This window comes from Burkholderia perseverans, assembly GCF_022870505.1.
Lineage (GTDB): Bacteria > Pseudomonadota > Gammaproteobacteria > Burkholderiales > Burkholderiaceae > Burkholderia > Burkholderia plantarii.
Map to the genome: position 1 here is coordinate 1,730,070 of NZ_CP045094.1, position 18,172 is coordinate 1,748,241.

At 66.2% G+C, this 18,172-nt stretch carries 16 protein-coding genes; 11 read left to right on the forward strand and 5 right to left on the reverse strand.

The window, feature by feature from the left end; all coding sequences use genetic code 11:
• Nucleotides 1–17: 17 nt before the first annotated feature.
• The 4 genes from BpN12_RS22270 (at nucleotide 18) to BpN12_RS22285 (ending at nucleotide 2,043) form a co-directional block, all read left to right on the forward strand.
• Complete coding sequence (locus BpN12_RS22270) at nucleotides 18–269, forward strand: hypothetical protein (protein ID WP_246797612.1); 252 nt, start codon at nucleotides 18–20, stop codon at nucleotides 267–269.
• A gap of 88 nt (nucleotides 270–357) precedes the next feature.
• The gene (locus BpN12_RS22275) at nucleotides 358–846 is read left to right on the forward strand and encodes a DUF4265 domain-containing protein (protein ID WP_246797613.1); all 489 of its coding nucleotides are present in this window, start codon (nucleotides 358–360) and stop codon (nucleotides 844–846) included.
• A 352-nt stretch (nucleotides 847–1,198) separates the two neighbouring features.
• The gene (locus tag BpN12_RS22280; RefSeq protein ID WP_483298945.1) at nucleotides 1,199–1,462 is read left to right on the forward strand and encodes an SMI1/KNR4 family protein; all 264 of its coding nucleotides are present in this window, start codon (nucleotides 1,199–1,201) and stop codon (nucleotides 1,460–1,462) included.
• 173 nt (nucleotides 1,463–1,635) lie between these two features.
• Nucleotides 1,636–2,043, forward strand: a complete 408-nt coding sequence (locus BpN12_RS22285; RefSeq protein WP_246797961.1) for a nuclear transport factor 2 family protein — start codon at nucleotides 1,636–1,638, stop codon at nucleotides 2,041–2,043.
• A gap of 90 nt (nucleotides 2,044–2,133) precedes the next feature.
• On the opposite strand, the gene BpN12_RS22290 is transcribed toward BpN12_RS22285, so the two are convergent.
• Nucleotides 2,134–3,393: an MFS transporter gene (locus BpN12_RS22290; protein ID WP_246797963.1), complete on the reverse strand. Its 1,260-nt coding sequence runs from the start codon at nucleotides 3,391–3,393 to the stop codon at nucleotides 2,134–2,136.
• 148 nt (nucleotides 3,394–3,541) lie between these two features.
• Nucleotides 3,542–4,594 carry an ABC transporter substrate-binding protein gene (locus BpN12_RS22295; RefSeq protein WP_246797614.1) on the reverse strand — a complete coding sequence of 351 codons (1,053 nt, stop codon included), beginning with the start codon at nucleotides 4,592–4,594 and terminating at the stop codon, nucleotides 3,542–3,544.
• A gap of 237 nt (nucleotides 4,595–4,831) precedes the next feature.
• On the opposite strand from BpN12_RS22295, the gene BpN12_RS22300 reads away from it, so the two are divergent.
• Together BpN12_RS22300 and BpN12_RS22305 are read left to right on the forward strand one after the other, a co-directional pair.
• A complete protein-coding gene (locus BpN12_RS22300; protein WP_246797615.1) occupies nucleotides 4,832–5,497 on the forward strand; it encodes a response regulator transcription factor in 666 nt (221 codons plus the stop codon).
• Nucleotides 5,484–6,893, forward strand: coding sequence for a sensor histidine kinase (locus BpN12_RS22305; RefSeq protein ID WP_246797616.1), 1,410 nt, complete (start codon nucleotides 5,484–5,486; stop codon nucleotides 6,891–6,893). The genes BpN12_RS22300 and BpN12_RS22305 overlap by 14 nt, the downstream gene beginning before the upstream one ends.
• A 137-nt stretch (nucleotides 6,894–7,030) precedes the next feature.
• On the opposite strand, the gene BpN12_RS22310 is transcribed toward BpN12_RS22305, so the two are convergent.
• A complete protein-coding gene (locus BpN12_RS22310) occupies nucleotides 7,031–8,653 on the reverse strand; it encodes an acid phosphatase (protein ID WP_246797617.1) in 1,623 nt (540 codons plus the stop codon).
• A gap of 276 nt (nucleotides 8,654–8,929) precedes the next feature.
• Here BpN12_RS22310 and BpN12_RS22315 point away from each other — a divergent pair, with 276 nt between their 5' ends.
• The 3 genes from BpN12_RS22315 to BpN12_RS22325 all read left to right on the forward strand — a co-directional run bounded on the left by BpN12_RS22315 (nucleotide 8,930) and on the right by BpN12_RS22325 (nucleotide 11,283).
• Nucleotides 8,930–10,297 carry a cytochrome-c peroxidase gene (locus BpN12_RS22315; protein WP_246797618.1) on the forward strand — a complete coding sequence of 456 codons (1,368 nt, stop codon included), beginning with the start codon at nucleotides 8,930–8,932 and terminating at the stop codon, nucleotides 10,295–10,297.
• A 123-nt stretch (nucleotides 10,298–10,420) separates the two neighbouring features.
• Nucleotides 10,421–10,801: an RT0821/Lpp0805 family surface protein gene (locus BpN12_RS22320; protein WP_246797619.1), complete on the forward strand. Its 381-nt coding sequence runs from the start codon at nucleotides 10,421–10,423 to the stop codon at nucleotides 10,799–10,801.
• A gap of 5 nt (nucleotides 10,802–10,806) precedes the next feature.
• Entirely contained in the window at nucleotides 10,807–11,283 is a 477-nt protein-coding gene (locus BpN12_RS22325) for an NUDIX hydrolase (protein ID WP_042624630.1), read from the forward strand.
• Nucleotides 11,284–11,377: 94 nt separating this feature from the next.
• Here BpN12_RS22325 and BpN12_RS22330 read toward each other — a convergent pair whose 3' ends face one another.
• Entirely contained in the window at nucleotides 11,378–13,087 is a 1,710-nt protein-coding gene (locus tag BpN12_RS22330) for a glutamine--tRNA ligase/YqeY domain fusion protein (protein ID WP_246797620.1), read from the reverse strand.
• A 224-nt stretch (nucleotides 13,088–13,311) separates the two neighbouring features.
• On the opposite strand from BpN12_RS22330, the gene BpN12_RS22335 reads away from it, so the two are divergent.
• Nucleotides 13,312–13,521 (forward strand): ornithine acetyltransferase, encoded by a 210-nt coding sequence (locus BpN12_RS22335; RefSeq protein ID WP_042624632.1) that lies wholly within the window; start codon nucleotides 13,312–13,314, stop codon nucleotides 13,519–13,521.
• 362 nt (nucleotides 13,522–13,883) lie between these two features.
• On the opposite strand, the gene BpN12_RS22340 is transcribed toward BpN12_RS22335, so the two are convergent.
• A complete protein-coding gene (locus BpN12_RS22340; protein ID WP_246797621.1) occupies nucleotides 13,884–15,104 on the reverse strand; it encodes a CaiB/BaiF CoA transferase family protein in 1,221 nt (406 codons plus the stop codon).
• A gap of 430 nt (nucleotides 15,105–15,534) precedes the next feature.
• Here BpN12_RS22340 and alaS point away from each other — a divergent pair, with 430 nt between their 5' ends.
• A complete protein-coding gene (gene alaS, locus BpN12_RS22345; RefSeq protein WP_246797622.1) occupies nucleotides 15,535–18,159 on the forward strand; it encodes an alanine--tRNA ligase in 2,625 nt (874 codons plus the stop codon).
• The last annotated feature ends 13 nt before the right edge of the window (nucleotides 18,160–18,172 follow it).

An 18,172-nucleotide genomic window follows, 5' to 3' on the forward strand; every position in this document is an offset into this window, starting at 1 on the left:
CGTGATATTTAAATTTAATGGGAGATTTTTTATCTAAGGTATTGGCGTCATATGATTTGTCGGAAAGAAATGAAACTTATGAAGTTGGGCGGTACTGTGTTGGCTATCTGCTGATCGGTGATGATGGCGGCGGGAGAGGTTTTTTGATTGATCTGAATGATGAGAGGTCTTGTGTTTTCGGTTCTGGATTCGGAGATCTTGAACCTGAGGATTTTGTTGTTGTGGCAGGAAGCTTGCAGGAATGGGTTGATAAAAAATTTTCTGCTTAATTTCTGATTGTGGGTTTCTGAGTTTTATTTTGTGCTGGGTTGGTGAGGGGTGTAGCGGGGCATTTGAATAAAAGCTGCGAGGCTCTGCGTGAACATTGAAAATTGGTGCCTAATTGATGTGTATGCAGGAAATAATGAGTCGGGTCCAGTATATGACAGATTGCCCGCTAAAAAAATAGACGTCGATGTTTATGAGTTGTTGGCATCGCCAGGGCTGACGCTCAATCTTGCGAGAGGGGATCTGGTTCGCCTAGATGGAGTTGACCTTCCGGTAACTGTTTTGATGCGGGGTGGAAATTTTTGTATTCAAATTTATGCTGATGAAGTATCAAAAAATGACATTTCATGGCTGGAGGCAGAGTTAAAAGACAAGATGAATGGTACGCTGGACAGTATGAATGAGGGGAGCTTGGCCTGTTCCGTGCCTGCCGTTAATGGCATCAGCAAAATCAATGAACTGTTCGATGAATTCAAGAGGCGATCTGGGGTTGAGTGGTATTATTCGAACATATATAAAAATTTCGAGGATCCAGCCGATGAAACGCTTTTGAATTGGTGGGTGGCGTATGAGAAATGAGCTTCGAACGCTTTATATTCATGGTTGGATGATTTCTTGAGCGAGCCGAGTTGCGATCTCGCAGTTTTGGAGCGTGACCATCGATGAGCGTGACATTCAAGCCGCTAGGCATAAGCGACGAACAACTCGTCCTAATGAAGTAGCATGGTTTGAAGCTGAACAAGCGGACCCAGCGAAGCATGTTGACTGGAGCAGCCAGTCCAAAACCCACTCTCGAGCAAATTTCGAAGCTTGAGGAAACGCTTGGTTATAAACTCCCGAGCACCACAGAGATTTTCAAATCCACGAAAATGGCGGAAATCCAAGTCTGAATGGAATTAAACTCCCGCCCGAGACGTTGCTAAATAGTACTGTGCTTTCTTATTTGCATGGAGTCAATCATGCATATGCGGCCTACACAGTGAGTGCGGCGAGGCGACATGTGACCAATGAGTTTGGTGGGAGTTTCATCCCGATTGGTGAGGATCCGGCTGGTAATTATTTTGTGATGAATCTGTTTCCAGCTGAGCACGGGGCTGTTTGCTTCTGGAACCGGGATGCTTTCGAAGGCGAGGCGGATGCGGCGGTGGTGAAGATTGCCGAATCGTTCTCGGATTTTATAAATTTGTTGTATTGATCGCGGTTGCTCTGTCTCGAGTCCGTACGCCTATACTCAACAGATTAAGCGTTCATATTTCACGTTGCCGTGAAACACATCTCATGGAATTTGCCTAATCTGAAGTGAACTTCAACAATTCGAGCGAATTCATCATGCAAGCTATTTAGGTTACCGAAGCCCAAACCCGCCACATCTACACCCACTGGCACACCGCGATCACCACCGGCGACATCAGCACCCTGATGTCCCTCTACGCGCCGCATGCCCGTTTCGAATCCCCGTCGATCCTCGTCGTGCTGCCTGAACTCGGCACCGGCATCCTCGAAGGCCACGCGGCGATCCGCGATTTCTTTACAGTTGGCTTCAACAAACTCTCCGGCACGTTCGCCGACTGGTACCGCACCGGCGATTTCTTTTCGAATGGCCGCCAGCTCACATGGGAATATCCGCGGGCCACGCCATCGGGCGATCAAACCGATCTCGTTGAGGTCATGGACATCGAGGCCGGCCTGATCGTCGCGCATCGCGTCTACTGGGGCTGGCACGGCCTGCGTTCGCTGTTGTCCGCCGCCGACCCGGCACGCCGTCAAACCGCCTGACCAGGCCGGCCGACAATACGACCTAGGACATAGCAAAACGGGCGCGCACCCATCAAGGCACGCGCCCGCTTCAACCTCAACTGCCCAACCTCAAACCCCCACCGCCGCCAGCGACCGCTCCGACCTTGCCCAGCCCACAAACGCACCCACCCCCAGCACGCTCAAACAAACGATCGGCACGATCATCGGCCCGAACGCGCTGCCCGTGAGCTTGCCCGCCAGCGGCATCAGGTTCTGGCTGAAGAACCCGCCCAGATTCCCGATCGAATTGATCGCGGCCACGCTCGCCGCCGCGCGCGCGCCGGTGAAATACCGCGGCGGCATCGACCAGAAACACGGGTAGATCAACGGAATACACGCCCCGCCGAGCACCAGCGCGATGAACCTCAGCGGCGTGGTCGGCAGCACGAGGCTCAGCACGAACCCGATCGCCCCGAGCACCGCGACGATCCCGATCGTGCGCAGCAGGCTCTTGGCACGGCGCAGCTTCGGCGGCAGCCAGATCAGCAGCACGACAGCCAGCGCCCACGGCAGCATGCTGAGCAGGCCGTTGGTGCTGTTCGACACGCCGAACGACTTCACGATGGTCGGCAGCCAGTACGTCACGCCGTACAGCGAGGTTGACATCATCATGTAGGTGGCCGCGAACAGGATCACGCGCGGATCGAGCAGCGCCTTCCACGGATGCGAATGCTCGGCCTGCACGGGCGCTTCGCGTTCGAGCGCGGCACCGACGATCGCCTTCTCGTGATCGGACAAAAAGCGCGCTTCGCGGAACGACGTCGGCAGCAGCCGGAACACGAGGATCCCGACGATCACGGCGGGCAGCCCCGTCGCGATGAACACCCACTGCCAGCCGGCCAGGCCGCCGATCCCGCTCAGGCTCAGCAGCCAGCCGCCGACGAGCGAGCCGAGCATGTTGGCGAGCGCGCTGCCGAGCGTGAAGATGCCGAGCACGCGTGCGCGGTAGCTCTGCGGAAACCACAGCGTCAGGTAATAGATCACGCCCGGGTAGAAGCCGGCCTCGGCGATGCCGAGCACGAAGCGCAGCCCGCAGAACACCGGCATCGACGTCGTGAAGCCCATCGCGACGGTGATCAAGCCCCACGTCAACATGATCCGCGCAAGCCAGACGCGCGCGCCGAAGCGATGCAGCGCGAGCGTGCTCGGCACTTCGAACAGCAGATAGCCGATGAAGAACAGCGACGAGGCAAGCCCGAACGCGGCCTCCGTCATGTTCAGGCTATGCACCATCTGCAGCTTGGCGAAGCCCACGTTCTGACGGTCGATGAACGAGATCAGAAACATCACGACGAGGATCGGCATCAGACGCCATGCGATCTTCGACATCACGCGTGGCTCGTCGTCGTCGGCTGCGGCGATGCGGGGAGAGGTAACGGTCACACGAAACTCCTGGTGGATACGAATGGGTACGAATACGAATGAACGGATGCTGAACAACACAACCTTGCTGCAAAGGCAATGCGAGGAACCCGATTCAGCGCGCCTGATACGCGGCCAGCTGCGCGGTGAACATGTCTTCCCATCGGCGCGGCCGCGTCTTGATCGTGCCCACGCCGTGCAGGAAATCGACGAACGCCATCAGCCGGTCGGGCACCACCGAGAAGCGCGTTTCCGGCGTGGCGAGCATGGTGGCCACGTCGTCGGGCGTCACGCGCACGCCCGAGGTGGCCACGTAGATCGCGGCGGCCTCGCGCGGCTGAGCGGCGATGAAGCGGTTCGCCTCGTCGAGCGCGCCGATGAACGCGGCGGCGAGCCCGGGCTCGGTGTCCACCACGCGGCGCGGCGCGAACACGACGTCGAGCGTCAGCGGCCCGAGCACCTCCACGGCGTCGACCACGCGATGAATGCCGGGCTGGCGCAGCTCGAGCGTCGAGAACGGCGGCGACGCGAAATGCGCGGTGACGCCGCCGTCGCGCCGGATCAGCGCGTCCATGGCCTGCGGATGCGGCAGGTTCACGGTGATCGGATCGAGCTTGGTGAAGCGGGGCAGCCCGAAGCGCTGCGCGGCGATCATCTGCAGCACCACGGCGGCGAGCGAGGTGTGAATGCCGGGCACGGCGATCCGGTCCTCGGGCGTGAAGTCGGCCAGCGTGCGAATCCGCGGCTGGTTCGTGTTCAGCGACAGCGACGTGGCCGACAGCCCGCTGATGCCGATCACCTCGACGTTCGGAATGCCGCGCGAACGCGCCCACAGCTCGATGAAGCCGGGGGCGCCGGCGCCGGCGAAGTCGAGCGTGCCGGCCATCATCGCGTCGTTGACGGAGTTGCCGCCGTCGAGCAGCACCCACTCGGGCTTCACCTTGCCGAGCCCGCGTTGCGCGGCATGCGCCTCGAACAGCCGCTGGCGCTCCATCACGAGCAGCGGCAGGTACAGCACGCCATAGCCCTTCGAGATCCGGACCGTGCGTGGCGACGACAGCCAGGCCGGCAGCCCGAACGCGCGCGCGGCCGGCGAGGCGAGGGGGGCGAGCGTCGCGGTGCCGATGCCGGCGGCGAGCAGCGCGCGGCGCCGCGGCGACGCACTCATCGCCGGGCATCTCCCGAGCAGGGCGCCGGCACATGAATGAACGCCAACGCGAACGCAAACGCGATGCCTCGCCCGCGCGTCGCGGTCGATTCGAATGCGCACGGCATCGTGCGGTCTCCCTGGAAAGCCTGTTTGTCCCATGTCATAGCCAATGGAGGTTACCGGGCGAGTCTGAGAAAATGCTGAGAACTCCCCCTCGGGAATACCCCTAATCACTTTGACTGGCAGGACTCCAACATGCGCATTCTGGTCGTCGAGGACGACGCGGAAATTGGCGAGGCGATCGGCAGCCGCCTGACGCGCCTGGGCCACGCGGTCGATCTCGAGCGCGACGGCGCGGCGGCGAGCAGCCTGCTCGGCGTCGAGTCGTTCGATCTGGTGGTGCTCGACGTGATGCTGCCGTCGCTGGACGGCTTCTCGGTGCTGCGCCGCCTGCGCGCCTCGGGCAGCACCACGCCGGTGCTGCTGGTGACGGCGCGCTCGGCGATCGACGACCGCGTGAGCGGCCTGGGGCTCGGCGCCGACGATTACCTCGTGAAGCCGTTCGACTATCGCGAACTCGACGCGCGCGTGCAGGCGCTGCTGCGCCGCAACAGCGGTCACGCCAGCGACGTGCTGCGTTTCGGCGGCCTGTCGATCGATCGCAGCAGCCGGCTTGCCGAGCTCGACGGCCGGCCGCTGCCGCTCTCGCGCCAGGAGTTCGCGCTGCTGGAAATCCTTGCGAGCCGTCCGCAGCGCGTGTTCTCGAAGGACGAACTGCTGAACCAGTTGTTCAGCTTCGGCCGCGAGCCGTCGGCGAACGCGGTCGAGCAGTACGTCACGCGCGTGCGCCGGAAGCTGCAGGGCAGCGACGTGGAAATCCGCACCGCGCGCGGCATGGGATACCAGATTGCGACGCGCTGACTGGTTCCCGAAGACCCTGTTCGGCCGCACGCTGCTGTTCATCGCGTGCGTGGTCGTGTCGGGCGCGCTCGCGCTCGCGGTGATCACGCGCTTCTACGCGGGCGTGGCGGCCGAGCGCGCCTACGACCAGCTGCTGTCGGGCGCGGTGATCCAGGTGGCCGAGAACCTCTACGTGCAGGGCGGCGTGCTCGCGCTGAATCCGCCGGTGGCCGCGCTGTCGTCGCTGTCGCGCTACGACCTCGTCTACTACAAGGTGGTCGATTCGCGCGGCGTCGCGGTGGCCGGCTATCACGATCTGCCCGACGCGGCGCCGGTCGGCGCGGCGCAGCGCGGCACGCGCTTCGCCACCGGCACCTATCAGCAGCAGCCGGTGCGGATCGCGACGATCGCGCGCTACATGCCGGAGGAACGCGTGCCGGGCTGGGCGCTCGTCACGGTCGCGCAGACCACCCACGCGCGCGAGCAGCTGACCAACGACATGAGCCTCAAGGTCTGGACGCTGATCGTGCTGATGGCGGCGCTCGCGATCGGCGCGAGCGCGCTGGCGATCCGGCGCGGGCTGCTGCCGCTCGCGCAGATCGAGGCGATCATCGCGGCGCGCGAGCCGTCGGACCTGCGGCCCGTGGCGATCGACACGCCGAGCGAGATCGCGGCGATCATCGGCGCGATCAACGGGCTGATGCACCGGCTCGCGGAGCGCGTCGCGACCATGCAGCGCTTCATCGCCGACGCGGCGCACCAGATGCGCACTCCGCTCGCGCGGCTGGACGCGCAGATCGAGATGCTGAGCCACGAGCCGGACGCGGCGCGCCAGCGCGCGCGGCTCGCCACGCTGCGCGCGACCTGCTCCGACGTGGGCCGGCTCACGGGGCAACTGCTCAATCATGCGATGGTGATTCACCGCACCGAGGTGGTGCCGCTGCAGCCGGTCGATCTGGTCGCGCTCGCGAAGGAGGGGCTGGGCCGCGCGATTCCGCTCGCGCACGAGCGCGACGTGCAGGTCTCGCTCGAGATCCGGCGCGCCGACGCGACCATCGACGGCGATGCGATCAGCCTGCAGGAAGCGCTGCAGAACCTGCTGCACAACGCCTTGCATCACGGCCTCGCGACGCAGATCACGGTCACCCTCGACGGCAGCGTCGGGCAAGTCACGCTGACCGTGGCGGACAACGGCCACGGCATCGCGCGTGAACACTGGGACGCGGTGTTGCGCCCGTTCGTGCGGCTCGACGGCGATGGCGCCCAGCGCCGCGATGGCTCGGGGCTCGGCCTCGCGATCGTCAAGGAAGTGATGGACGCGCACGGCGGCCAGGTGAGGTTCGCGTTTCCGGCGGCGGGCGGGTTCGCGGTGACGCTGGCGTTCGCACGGGCTGGCGGGGCGGCGGCGGGGCGCTGACGCGCCTGTCGGGCAGTACGATCTCGATCCACGAGAAACCGGTGCGGGCGCCCCCCAAACAAAAAAAGGGCGGCCGAAGCCGCCCAATCACTCGAGCCCGCTACCAACGGGTCGATTGCTGCTGTTGTCAGCCTGACTTAGTTCGTCGATAGCGTCAGCGCGTTGGTCAGGTCGCCCATCGCGGTGCCGCCGTTCTTCACCAGCGCGTCGTCACGCTGCTTCAGGCCGTCGAGCTTCGGCAGCGAGTAGCGGCGCGTGATGAGGCGCAGGATCGACGCGGTGTCGTATTGCGTGTGATCGACGAAACCCTTCTTCGCGTACGGCGAGACGATCAGCGCCGGAATCCGCGTGCCCGGGCCCCAACGGTCGCCCTTCGGCGGCGCGACGTGATCCCAGAAGCCGCCGTTTTCGTCATAGGTCACGACGACGATCATGTTGCTCCACTGCGGGCTGTTCTGCAGGTGCGTGATCACGTCGGCGATGTGCTGGTCACCCGTCGCGACGTTGGCGTAGCCAGCGTGCTCGTTCAGGTTGCCCTGCGGCTTGTAGAACGACACCGCCGGCAGCGTGCCCGCGTCGATCGCCTTGATGAACTCGCTGCCGTTGATGCCGCCGTCGAGCACGTGCTGTGCGCGTGCCGTGGTGCCCGGAGCCAGGTTCTTGAAGTAGTTGAACGGCTGGTGGTGGTACTGGAAGTTCGCGGTGGTCAGCGTCGTGCCGTCGGCACCCGCGGCCGGCGTGGTGCCTTGCGACTTCTGCAGCGCCGCGCCGAACGCGCCGCCGTACCATGCCCACGATACGCCGGCGTTGTTGAGCAGGTCGCCGATGTTGGTCGCCGTCTGCGGCGGCAGCGTGTTGGAGAGGGTCGGGTCGGCCAGCGTCGCGTCGCTGGCCGGCGCCTTGTTGCCGCTCGGTTGATACGGCGGCTGCATCGTGTTGACCGCGTAGAAGTCGGGCGTGAGGTTGCCCGAGTTCACGAACACCGGTGCGCCGTCGAGCGCCGAGGCCTTCGAAGTGCTCGCCACCTGCAGCGACACGCCGTCGGCGTTCACGGCCGAGATCGAGCCGGCCGCCACGCTGGTGTCGGCGTTCGGATAGAACGGCGCGCAGGCGCAGACCAGGTACTGGTGGTTCAGGAACGAGCCGCCGAACGCGCCCATGAAGAAGTTGTCGGCCAGCGTGTACTGCTGCGCGATCTTCCAGAGCGGCAGGCTGTTCTGGTTGGTGTTGTAGTGGCCCATCACGAGGCCACCCGAATCCGCCCAGGCCGCGAACATGTTGTTCTTGCCGCCGTTGATCTGCATCTGGTTCTCATAGAACCGGTGATACAGGTCGCGCGTCGTCACGTCGATGCCGGTGTTGAAGCCGGCCGGATCGTCGATCGCGAACGGGGCGTTCGGCAGGTTCGCCGTGGCGGCTTCGGTCACGGCCGGCGTCACGCCGGAGGCGGTCAGGCCGCCCCAGATCTTCGGCAGCGTCGCGAGCGGCGTGCCGTCACGATCGAGCTGCTGCGCGCTGGCGGCGGTCACGTTCTGGATGCCGTTGGCACCGGGGAACGCACCGTAGAGGTTGTCGAAGCTGCGGTTTTCCGCATAGATCACGACGATGTTCTTGACGGCCGACAGGGTCTGTGCGGCCGGCTGGGCCGGGGTGGTGGTGGCCGGCGGAGTCGAAGGGGCGTCATCGTTGCCGCCGCAGGCGCCAAGGAAGGCCGCTGCTGCAAGCGCGATGGGCGTCACGCGGTGAAAAGTCTTCTTCATTCGTTGTCTCTCTTGTCGCACATGTACCGTAGGAACCGGCAATCATTCTTATGCGGAATGACAGCAGGCCGACCGGATTATGTAAGTAATTTTTGACAGCTAAATGTAGTGAGTCTTTCGTTTTCCTGTCTGTGTGTCGTCACGGAGTTGACACTTTTCTGACATACGCTCGCGCCTTCCTTTCTTGTCTTTCGGATCGACATGCGCAGCCAGCACGAAGACTTCGCCCGGCCCCGGCCGGTTCGCCATTCCCGCGTCGGGCGCGCGGCCGTGTTCATGGCGGTCGTGTTCGCCGGCGCGCTGACGGCTGCCCTGACGGGCTGCGACTCGCGTGCGCCGGGCGCCTCGGGCGCGGCCCCGGCTTCGGGCGCCGCCGCCTCGGCGGCGTCGTCGGCGCAGCCGGCGGCCGCCGCGCAGGCGGGCGCGAGCGGGCCGATCGTGGTCGCGAACCAGCCGCAGACGCGTGCGCAGGTCTACGAGGCCGTCAGAAAAATGACAGCGCTGGGTAAGCAGATGTTTTTCGATCCGTCGCTGTCGGGTACTGGCAAGCTTGCATGCGCCTCGTGCCATAGCCCACAACATGCTTTCACGCCGGCCAACGCGCTGTCGGTGCAGTTGGGCGGCGACGACATGCATCAGCAGGGCTTCCGCGCGGTGCCGACGCTGATGTATCTGCAGAAGGTGCCGCCCTTCACCGAGCATTTCCACGACTCGGACGAGGAGGGCGACGAGAGCGTGGACGCCGGCCCGACGGGTGGCCTGACCTGGGACGGGCGCGTCGATCACGGCGAGGAGCAGGCGCGGATTCCGCTCACCACGCCGTTCGAGATGAACAGCACGCCGGCGAAGGTGGCCAGCGCGGTGCGCGCGGCGCCGTACTCGGCAGAGTTCCGCGCGGCCTTTGGCGAACAGGTGTTCGGCAGCGACGAGGCGACCTTCAAGGCGGTGCTGCAGGCGCTTGGCGCGTTCGAGCAGTCGCCGGAAACCTTCACGCCGTACTCGAGCAAGTACGACGCGTTCCTCGACCACAAGGCCACGCTCAGCGATGCCGAGATGCGCGGCCTGCTGCTGTTCAACGACGAGCGCAAGGGCAACTGTGCGAGCTGCCACATCAGCCAGCGCGCGCTCGACGGCTCGGCGCCGCAGTTCAGCGACTTCGGCCTGATCGCGATCGGCGTGCCGCGCAACCGCGAGCTCACCGTCAACAAGGACCCGAAGTTCTTCGACCTCGGCGCCTGCGGGCCGGAGCGCCAGGACCTGAAGGGCCGCGACGAATACTGCGGGATCTTCCGCACGCCGACGCTGCGCAACGTCGCGCTGAAGCAGTCGTTCTTCCACAATGGCATCTACCACTCGCTCGAGGACGTGCTGCGCTTCTACGTGCAGCGCGACACGAATCCGGAGAAGTTCTATCCGGTGCGTCACGGCGTGGTGCAGAAGTTCGACGATCTGCCCAAGCGCTACTGGGCGAACATCAACACGGACCCGCCGTTCGACCGCAAGAAGGGTGACAAGCCGGCGCTCGACGAGGCCGAGATCCAGGACGTGATCGCGTTCCTCCACACGCTGACGGACGACTACCAGCCTACCCGCATCACCAGCAGCGCCAACCTCGGCGCCGCACCGGACGCGGCGGCGCACTAAGGGGCCACTGAGGGCGCGGCGCGGCGCCGGGGCCGCGCTTTGGGGTCATGACGCCGTGATATCCTCGCCGGCGGGGGGCGCGCAGCGTGCGCGTCCCGGCAACCCAACAAGGAGAACAAGCCGATGCGGGTAACCCTGTCGAACCTATCGCAAGCCCTGGCCGGCGCCGCGCTGATGGCCGCCGCGCTCGGCGCGCAGGCGCAGAGCAACCTGAACTTCCTGAACGACACGCCGATCACGTATTTCAGCAAGGCGGACGTCGCCTCGCTGACCAAGGCCGTGCATCAGGCCCGCGACGAAGGCAAGGACGGCGAGACGACCGAGTGGAACAACGGCAATCGCGGCGTCCGGATCGAGGCGAAGCTCACGCCGTCGACCGCCGAGCAGGACGGCCATACCTGCCGCGAGATCGCCACCGAGATTAACGCGAAAGGCCAGTCGATGACGCTGCGCCCGCGCTACTGCAAGACGCCCGCGGGCAAGTGGCAATTGCAGAAGCGTTGACGGCCATGGCGGGACGACGGCCGGAGCGGGCCGCACGCGCACTGTCGTGCGGCACCGTGCTGCTCGATCCGGCCGGGCGGCTGTTGCTTGCGCATGCAACTGAAACGTCGCATTGGGACATCCCGAAAGGGCATCTCGATCCCGGCGAATCGGAGCGCGACGCCGCGCTGCGCGAATTGTTCGAGGAAACCGGCATCGCGCTCGCGCCGGCGCGCCTCGTCGATCTCGGCCGCTTCGCCTATCGTCCCGACAAGGATCTCTACCTGTTCGCCGCGCGCCTGCGCGAGGACGAAACCGACCTGTCCGCCTGCCTCTGCACCTCGATGTTCCCGAGCCGCGCCACCGGCGCCTCGATTCCCGAGATGGACGCGTTCCGCTGGGTCGCGATCGAGGAGGTGGCGCGCTATGCGAGCCGCAGCCTCACGCGGCTGTTCTCGCGCGCGCTGTCGCTGGCCGACCTGCATCGCGAGCTGCCGGGCTGATCCCGCCCGCGCCGGTGTCCAAAGAAATCGACGCCGGATCGACAGCCATGAAAAATCCCGGCCGGACCGGGGATTTTTCATGGCGCGGGGCCGGTTACTTGCTGCTGCCCCAGCTGTCGCGCAGCGGCACGATCCGGTTGAACACCGGCTTGCCCGGCTGCGAGTCGAGGCGGTCGGCCACGAAGTAGCCGTGGCGCTCGAACTGGTAGCGCGCCTCGGCCTCGGCCAGTTCCGCGCCAGGTTCGAGGTAGGCGTTGACGATCTTCTTCGAGTCGGGGTTCAGCGCTTCCAGATAGTTGCGCCCGCCCGCGTCGGGATGCGCCTCGCGGAACAGGCGGTCGTAGATCCGCACCTCGGCCGCCACCGCGTGCGCGGCGCTGACCCAGTGGATGTTGCCCTTGACCTTGTAGGTGTTGGCGCCGTCGGTACCCGACCTGCTGTCCGGGAAGTAGTTGCAGTGGACCGCCGTGACGTTGCCTTGCTCGTCCTTGTCGAAGCCCGTGCATTCGACCACGTAGCCGTAGCGCAGCCGCACCTTGTTGCCGGGGTACAGGCGGAAGTAGCCCTTCGCCGGCACTTCCTGGAAGTCGTCGCGCTCGATCCACAGCTCGCGCGAGATCGGGAACGTGCGCAGGCCGCGTTCCGGATGGTGCGGGTGGACGGGCGCCGTGCAGGCCTCGCTCTGGCCTTCCGGGTAGTTGTCGATCACGAGCTTGAGCGGGTCGAGCACGGCGGCCGTGCGCGGCGCCTTCTCGTCGAGGTCGTCGCGCAGCGCGCCTTCGAGCACGCCCATGTCGATCCACGAATCGACCTTGGTCACGCCGATGCGCTCGCAGAACAGCTGCAGGCTCTCGGGCGTGAAGCCGCGGCGGCGGATGCCGACGATGGTCGGCATGCGCGGATCGTCCCAGCCGTCCACGTGGTTCTCGGTCACGAGCTGCAGCAGCTTGCGCTTGCTGGTGATCGCGTAGGTCAGGTTCAGGCGCGAGAACTCGATCTGTTGCGGCAGCGGCCGCGTGAACACGCCGGCGTCGGCCAGCTCGTTGAGCACCCAGTCGTAGAGCGGGCGGTGATCCTCGAACTCGAGCGTGCAGAGCGAGTGCGTGATGTTCTCGAGCGCGTCCGAGATGCAGTGCGTGTAGTCGTACATCGGGTAGATGCACCACGCGTCGCCCGTGCGGTAGTGATGCGCGAAGCGGATCCGGTACAGCACCGGGTCGCGCATGTTGAAGTTCGGCGAGCCCATGTCGATCTTCGCGCGCAGCACGTGCTCGCCCTCGGCGAATTCGCCGGCCTTCATGCGGCGGAACAGGTCGAGGTTTTCCTCCACGGAACGCTCGCGGAACGGCGAGGGCTTGCCCGGCTCGGTCAGCGAGCCGCGGTTGGCGCGCATCTCGTCGGCGCTCTGGCTGTCCACGTAGGCGCGGCCGCGCTCGATCAGCAGCTCGGCGAACTGGTAGAGCTTGTCGTAGTAGTCGCTCGCGAAATACTGGTGATCGGCGCCGTCCTTCTGCCAGTCGAAGCCGAGCCACTGCACGGCGTCGATGATCGAGTTCACGTACTCGACGCTTTCCTTCTCGGGGTTGGTGTCGTCGAAGCGCAGATGGCAGACGCCGCCGTAGTCGCGCGCCACGCCGAAGTTCAGGCAGATGCTCTTGGCGTGGCCGATGTGCAGGTAGCCGTTCGGCTCCGGCGGGAAGCGCGTCTCGACGCGCCCGCCCCATTTGCCCGAGCCGTTGTCGTCGTCGATGATGTTGCGAATGAAGTTGGATGCCGCGGGGGCGTCGTTGCGTTCGGTGCTCATGCGGGAACTGGAAGAAGTGGGCGCGCGCCGGTTGCGCCGCCTGAAACCGTCGATTCTACCTGAGCCGGGCGCCCGGTGAGGAGCCTGCGTCGGGCGGCCGGGGCGGCTGTATCAGTCGTAACGGGAGGTAAAACGCGCTGGCGCGGGTGCCGGGCATTTTTTAAGATTCGCCTACCGCTTCGATATGGAAGTGCCGCGCAGGGAGTTTCGATATGTCCACTCAAATGAAAACCACGCATTTTCTGGTTCGTGCCACCGTTCTCGCCGTCGTCGTCGCGAGCCTCGGCGCCTGCACGATGACGCGCACCCAGCGCAACGCCGGCATTGGCGCGGCCGCGGGCGGCGCGCTCGGCTACCTCGTCACGGGCGGGCCGATCGGCACCGTGGCCGGTGCCGCCGCCGGCGGCATCGTCGGCGCGAACGTGCATCGCTGAAGCGGGCGCGGGCGCGCTGACGGGCCGGTAGCGGCCTGACGGGCGGCCCGGGCCTCGCTGGTCGTCGCGCCCCGGCCCGTCGGCGCCGGGACGCGACAGCAGCGGCAGCCAAGGCAACACCAAGGCAGCAACACCGGCATCAGGGAGAACCGGCGAGCGTCGCCGCGGCCACGCAGGCCCGCGCGATGCGGGCCGGCTACAACACGACGCCGCGGGAGCGGCCGGCCTTCACCGGTCCGGCCGCTCACCGCCGGCACGGCGCCGGAGCGGGCAAGCGCGCGCTCCGGCGTTTTTCATTTTCATGCATGGCGGCGGCAAGCCATGGCCACCGTGCGCCGGCGCCTGTTTCCGCACCAGCCTGCCTACACCGCCCCTTTCTCGCGCAGCGCGGCGATCGCGCTCGCGTCGTAGCCGAGCAGCTCGGCGAGCACCGCGTCGGTATGTTCGCCGAGCAGCGGCGGTGCGCTGCGCGCCTCGGGCGGCGTCGCGCTCATCTTCACGGGATTGCGCACCAGCTTCACCGGCGCGCCGCTCGGATGCGGCAGCGCCACCTGCAGGCCGCGCGCGATCACCTGTTCGTTCTCGAACACCTCGGCCAGGTCGTTGATCGGCCCGCACGGCACGCCGGCCGCCTCCAGCGCGGCGATCCATTCCTGCCGCGTGTGCCGGCGCGTCATCTCGGCCAGGATCGGCACCAGCACCGGCCGGTGGCGCACGCGCTCGGGGTTGGTCGCGAAGCGCGCGTCGTCGGCCAGTTCGGGCCGGCCGCCGGCCTCGACGAACTTGCGGAACTGGCTGTCGTTGCCGACCGCCACGATGATCCAGCCGTCGCTGGCCTGGAACGTCTGGTACGGCACGATGTTCGGATGCGCGTTGCCCCAGCGCGCCGGCGGCTGGCCGCTCGCGAGATAGTTGGTGGTCATGTTGGCGAGCAGCGCCACCTGCACGTCGAGCAGCGCCATGTCGATGTACTGGCCTTCGCCGGTACGGTCGCGGTGCGCCAGCGCGGCCAGGATCGCGGTACACGCATAGAGGCCGGTGGCGAGGTCGGCGATCGCGACGCCGGCCTTCTGCGGGCCGCCGCCGGGCTCGGTGTCGCGCTCGCCGGTGATGCTCATGAAGCCGCCCAGGCCCTGGATGATGAAGTCGTAGCCGGCGCGGTGCGCGTAGGGGCCGGTCTGGCCGAAGCCCGTCACCGAGCAGTAGACGAGGTCCGGCTTGATCGCGCGCAGCGATTCGTAGTCGAGGCCGTATTTCTTCAGCTGTCCGGCCTTGTAGTTCTCGATCACCACGTCGCTTTGCGCGGCCAGTTCGCGGATCAGGCGCTGGCCGTCCGGCGTGGCGATGTCGATCGTCACCGAGCGCTTGTTGCGGTTCGCGGCCAGGTAGTAGGCGGCCTCGCGCGTGTCGCTGCCGTCGGCCGCGCGATGGTAGGGCGGGCCCCAGTGGCGGGTGTCGTCGCCGGCGCCGGGGCGCTCGATCTTGATCACGTCGGCGCCGAAATCGGCGAGCGTCTGCGCGCACCACGGGCCGGCCAGCACGCGGCTCAGGTCCAGGACGCGGATATGACTCAAAGCACCCATCTGTCGTCGTTCTCCCTCGGTGTCGGGCGGCGTCCGCGCGGGCGTTGCCCCGGGCGGCGGTCGTCGTGCATCTTAAAGCGAATCGGCGGGAGGCGGCGCGAGTCCGGCGCCGCGCGGGCGCGTCGGCGGGATCGGGGCAGGGGCGGGCAAGGGACCGGCGAGGGGCGCGGTTGCGCCGGCCCACCCCGGTTGCCGCGGTGCCGTTCGGGCCGCGCGCCCGCGCCGTTTTCAGGATCGTTTTCAGGGCACCCCGCCGCCGCTCGAAGGGCCGTGCCGGCGCCGCGCGCGCCTTGGCCGGCGCGGGCCTGCCGCCCGCGGGGCGCGATCCCGTATAATCGATCGTTTCAGAAACCAGCCGCCTGTCGCCCGATCCCCGGCGCAAGGCGCCGATAGCCATAGAGCCAGTCTGGCAGGACCGTTCCCGCACGCTATGAAAGCCGCCGAAATCCGCGAGAAATTCCTCAAGTTCTTCGAATCGAAGGGCCACACGATCGTCCGTTCGTCGAGCCTCGTCCCGGGCAACGACCCGACGCTGCTGTTCACGAACTCGGGCATGGTGCAGTTCAAGGACGTGTTCCTCGGCACCGAATCGCGCCCGTACTCGCGCGCGACCACCTCGCAGCGCAGCGTGCGCGCGGGCGGCAAGCACAACGACCTCGAGAACGTCGGCTACACCGCGCGCCACCACACGTTCTTCGAGATGCTCGGCAACTTCTCGTTCGGCGACTACTTCAAGCACGACGCGATCCACTACAGCTGGGAACTGCTGACCAGCGTGTACGGCCTGCCGAAGGAAAAGCTGTGGGTCACCGTCTATCACGACGATGACGAGGCCTACGACATCTGGGCCAAGGACGTGGGCGTGCCGGCCGAGCGCATCATCCGCATCGGCGACAACAAGGGCGCGCGCTACGCGTCGGACAACTTCTGGCAGATGGGCGACACCGGCCCTTGCGGCCCGTGCTCGGAAATCTTCTACGACCACGGCCCGGACGTGTGGGGCGGCCCGCCGGGGTCTCCCGAGGAAGACGGCGACCGCTACATCGAGATCTGGAACCTCGTGTTCATGCAGTTCAACCGCGACGCGCAAGGCAACATGACGCGCCTGCCGAAGCCGTCGATCGACACCGGCATGGGCCTGGAGCGGATCGCGGCCGTGCTGCAGCACGTCCACAGCAACTACGAGATCGACCTGTTCCAGAACCTGATCAAGGCCGCCGCGCGCGAAACCGGCGTGGCCGATCTCGCGAACAACTCGCTGAAGGTGATCGCCGATCACATCCGCGCCTGCTCGTTCCTGATCGTCGACGGCGTGATCCCCGGCAACGAAGGCCGCGGCTACGTGCTGCGCCGCATCGTGCGCCGCGCGATCCGCCACGGCTACAAGCTGGGCCGCAAGGGCGCGTTCTTCCACAAGCTGGTGGCCGACCTGGTGGCCGAGATGGGCGCCGCCTATCCGGAGCTGAAGGAGGCCGAGGGCCGCGTGACCGACGTGCTGCGTCAGGAAGAAGAGCGCTTCCTCGAAACCATCGAGCACGGCATGACGATCCTCGACGCGGCGCTGGCCGAGCTCGACGCGAAGGGCGGCAAGGTGCTCGACGGCGAACTCGCGTTCAAGCTGCACGACACCTATGGCTTCCCGCTCGACCTGACGGCCGACGTCTGCCGCGAGCGCGAGATGACGGTGGACGAGCCCGCGTTCGACGACGCGATGGCGCGCCAGCGCGAGCAGGCCCGCGCGGCCGGCAAGTTCAAGGCGACGCAGGGGCTCGACTACTCGGGCGCGAAGACCACCTTCCACGGCTACGAGAAGCTCGCGTTCGACGACGCGAAGGTCATCGCGCTCTACGTCGGCGGCACCGCCGTGAACGAGGCGAAGGCCGGCGAGCAGGCCGTGGTGGTGCTCGACCACACGCCGTTCTACGCCGAATCGGGCGGCCAGGTCGGCGACCAGGGCACGCTCGCGAACGCGGCCACGCGTTTCGCGGTGGAGGACACGCTGAAGGTGCAGGCCGACGTGATCGGCCACCACGGCACGGTCGAGCAGGGCGTGCTGAAGGTGGGCGACGTGCTGCGCGCCGAGGTGGACGCCGGCCGCCGCGCGCGCACCCAGCGCAACCACTCGGCCACCCACCTGATGCACAAGGCGCTGCGCGAGGTGTTGGGCAGCCACGTGCAGCAGAAGGGCTCGCTGGTGGACGCCGAGAAGACGCGTTTCGACTTCGCGCACAACGCGCCGCTCTCCGACGACGAAATCCGCAAGGTCGAGGCGATCGTCAACGCGGAAATCCTCGCGAACGCGCCCGGCGTGATCCGCAACATGTCCTATGACGATGCGGTGAAGGGCGGCGCGATGGCGCTGTTCGGCGAGAAGTACGGCGACGAGGTGCGCGTGCTCGATCTCGGCTTCTCGCGCGAGCTGTGCGGCGGCACCCACGTGAGCCGCACCGGCGACATCGGCTTCTTCAAGATCGTGGCCGAAGGCGGCGTCGCGGCCGGCATCCGCCGCGTCGAGGCGATCACCGGCGACAACGCGGTGCGCTACGTGCAGGAACTCGACGCGCGCCTCGCCACGGCCGCCGCGATGCTGAAGGCGCAGCCGGCCGAACTCACGCAGCGCATCGGCCAGGTGCAGGATCAGGTCAGGTCGCTGGAGAAGGAGCTGGCCGCGCTGAAGTCGAAGCTGGCCTCGAGCCAGGGCGACGAACTCGCGCAGCAGGCCGTGGACGTCAACGGCGTGATGGTGCTGGCCGCCGTGCTCGAGGGTGCCGATTCGAAGACGCTGCGCGAGACGGTGGACAAGCTCAAGGACAAGCTCAAGCGCGCGGCCGTGGTGCTGGCCGCCGTCGAGGGCGGCAAGGTCAGCCTGATCGCCGGCGTGACGGCCGAGGCGAGCAAGCAGGTGAAGGCCGGCGAGCTCGTGAACTTCGTCGCGCAGCAGGTGGGCGGCAAGGGCGGTGGCCGGCCGGACATGGCGCAGGCGGGCGGCACCGAGCCGGGCAAGCTGCCGGAAGCGCTGGCCGGCGTGCCGGCCTGGGTCGCGTCGAAGCTGTGACGCGCTGAGCCGG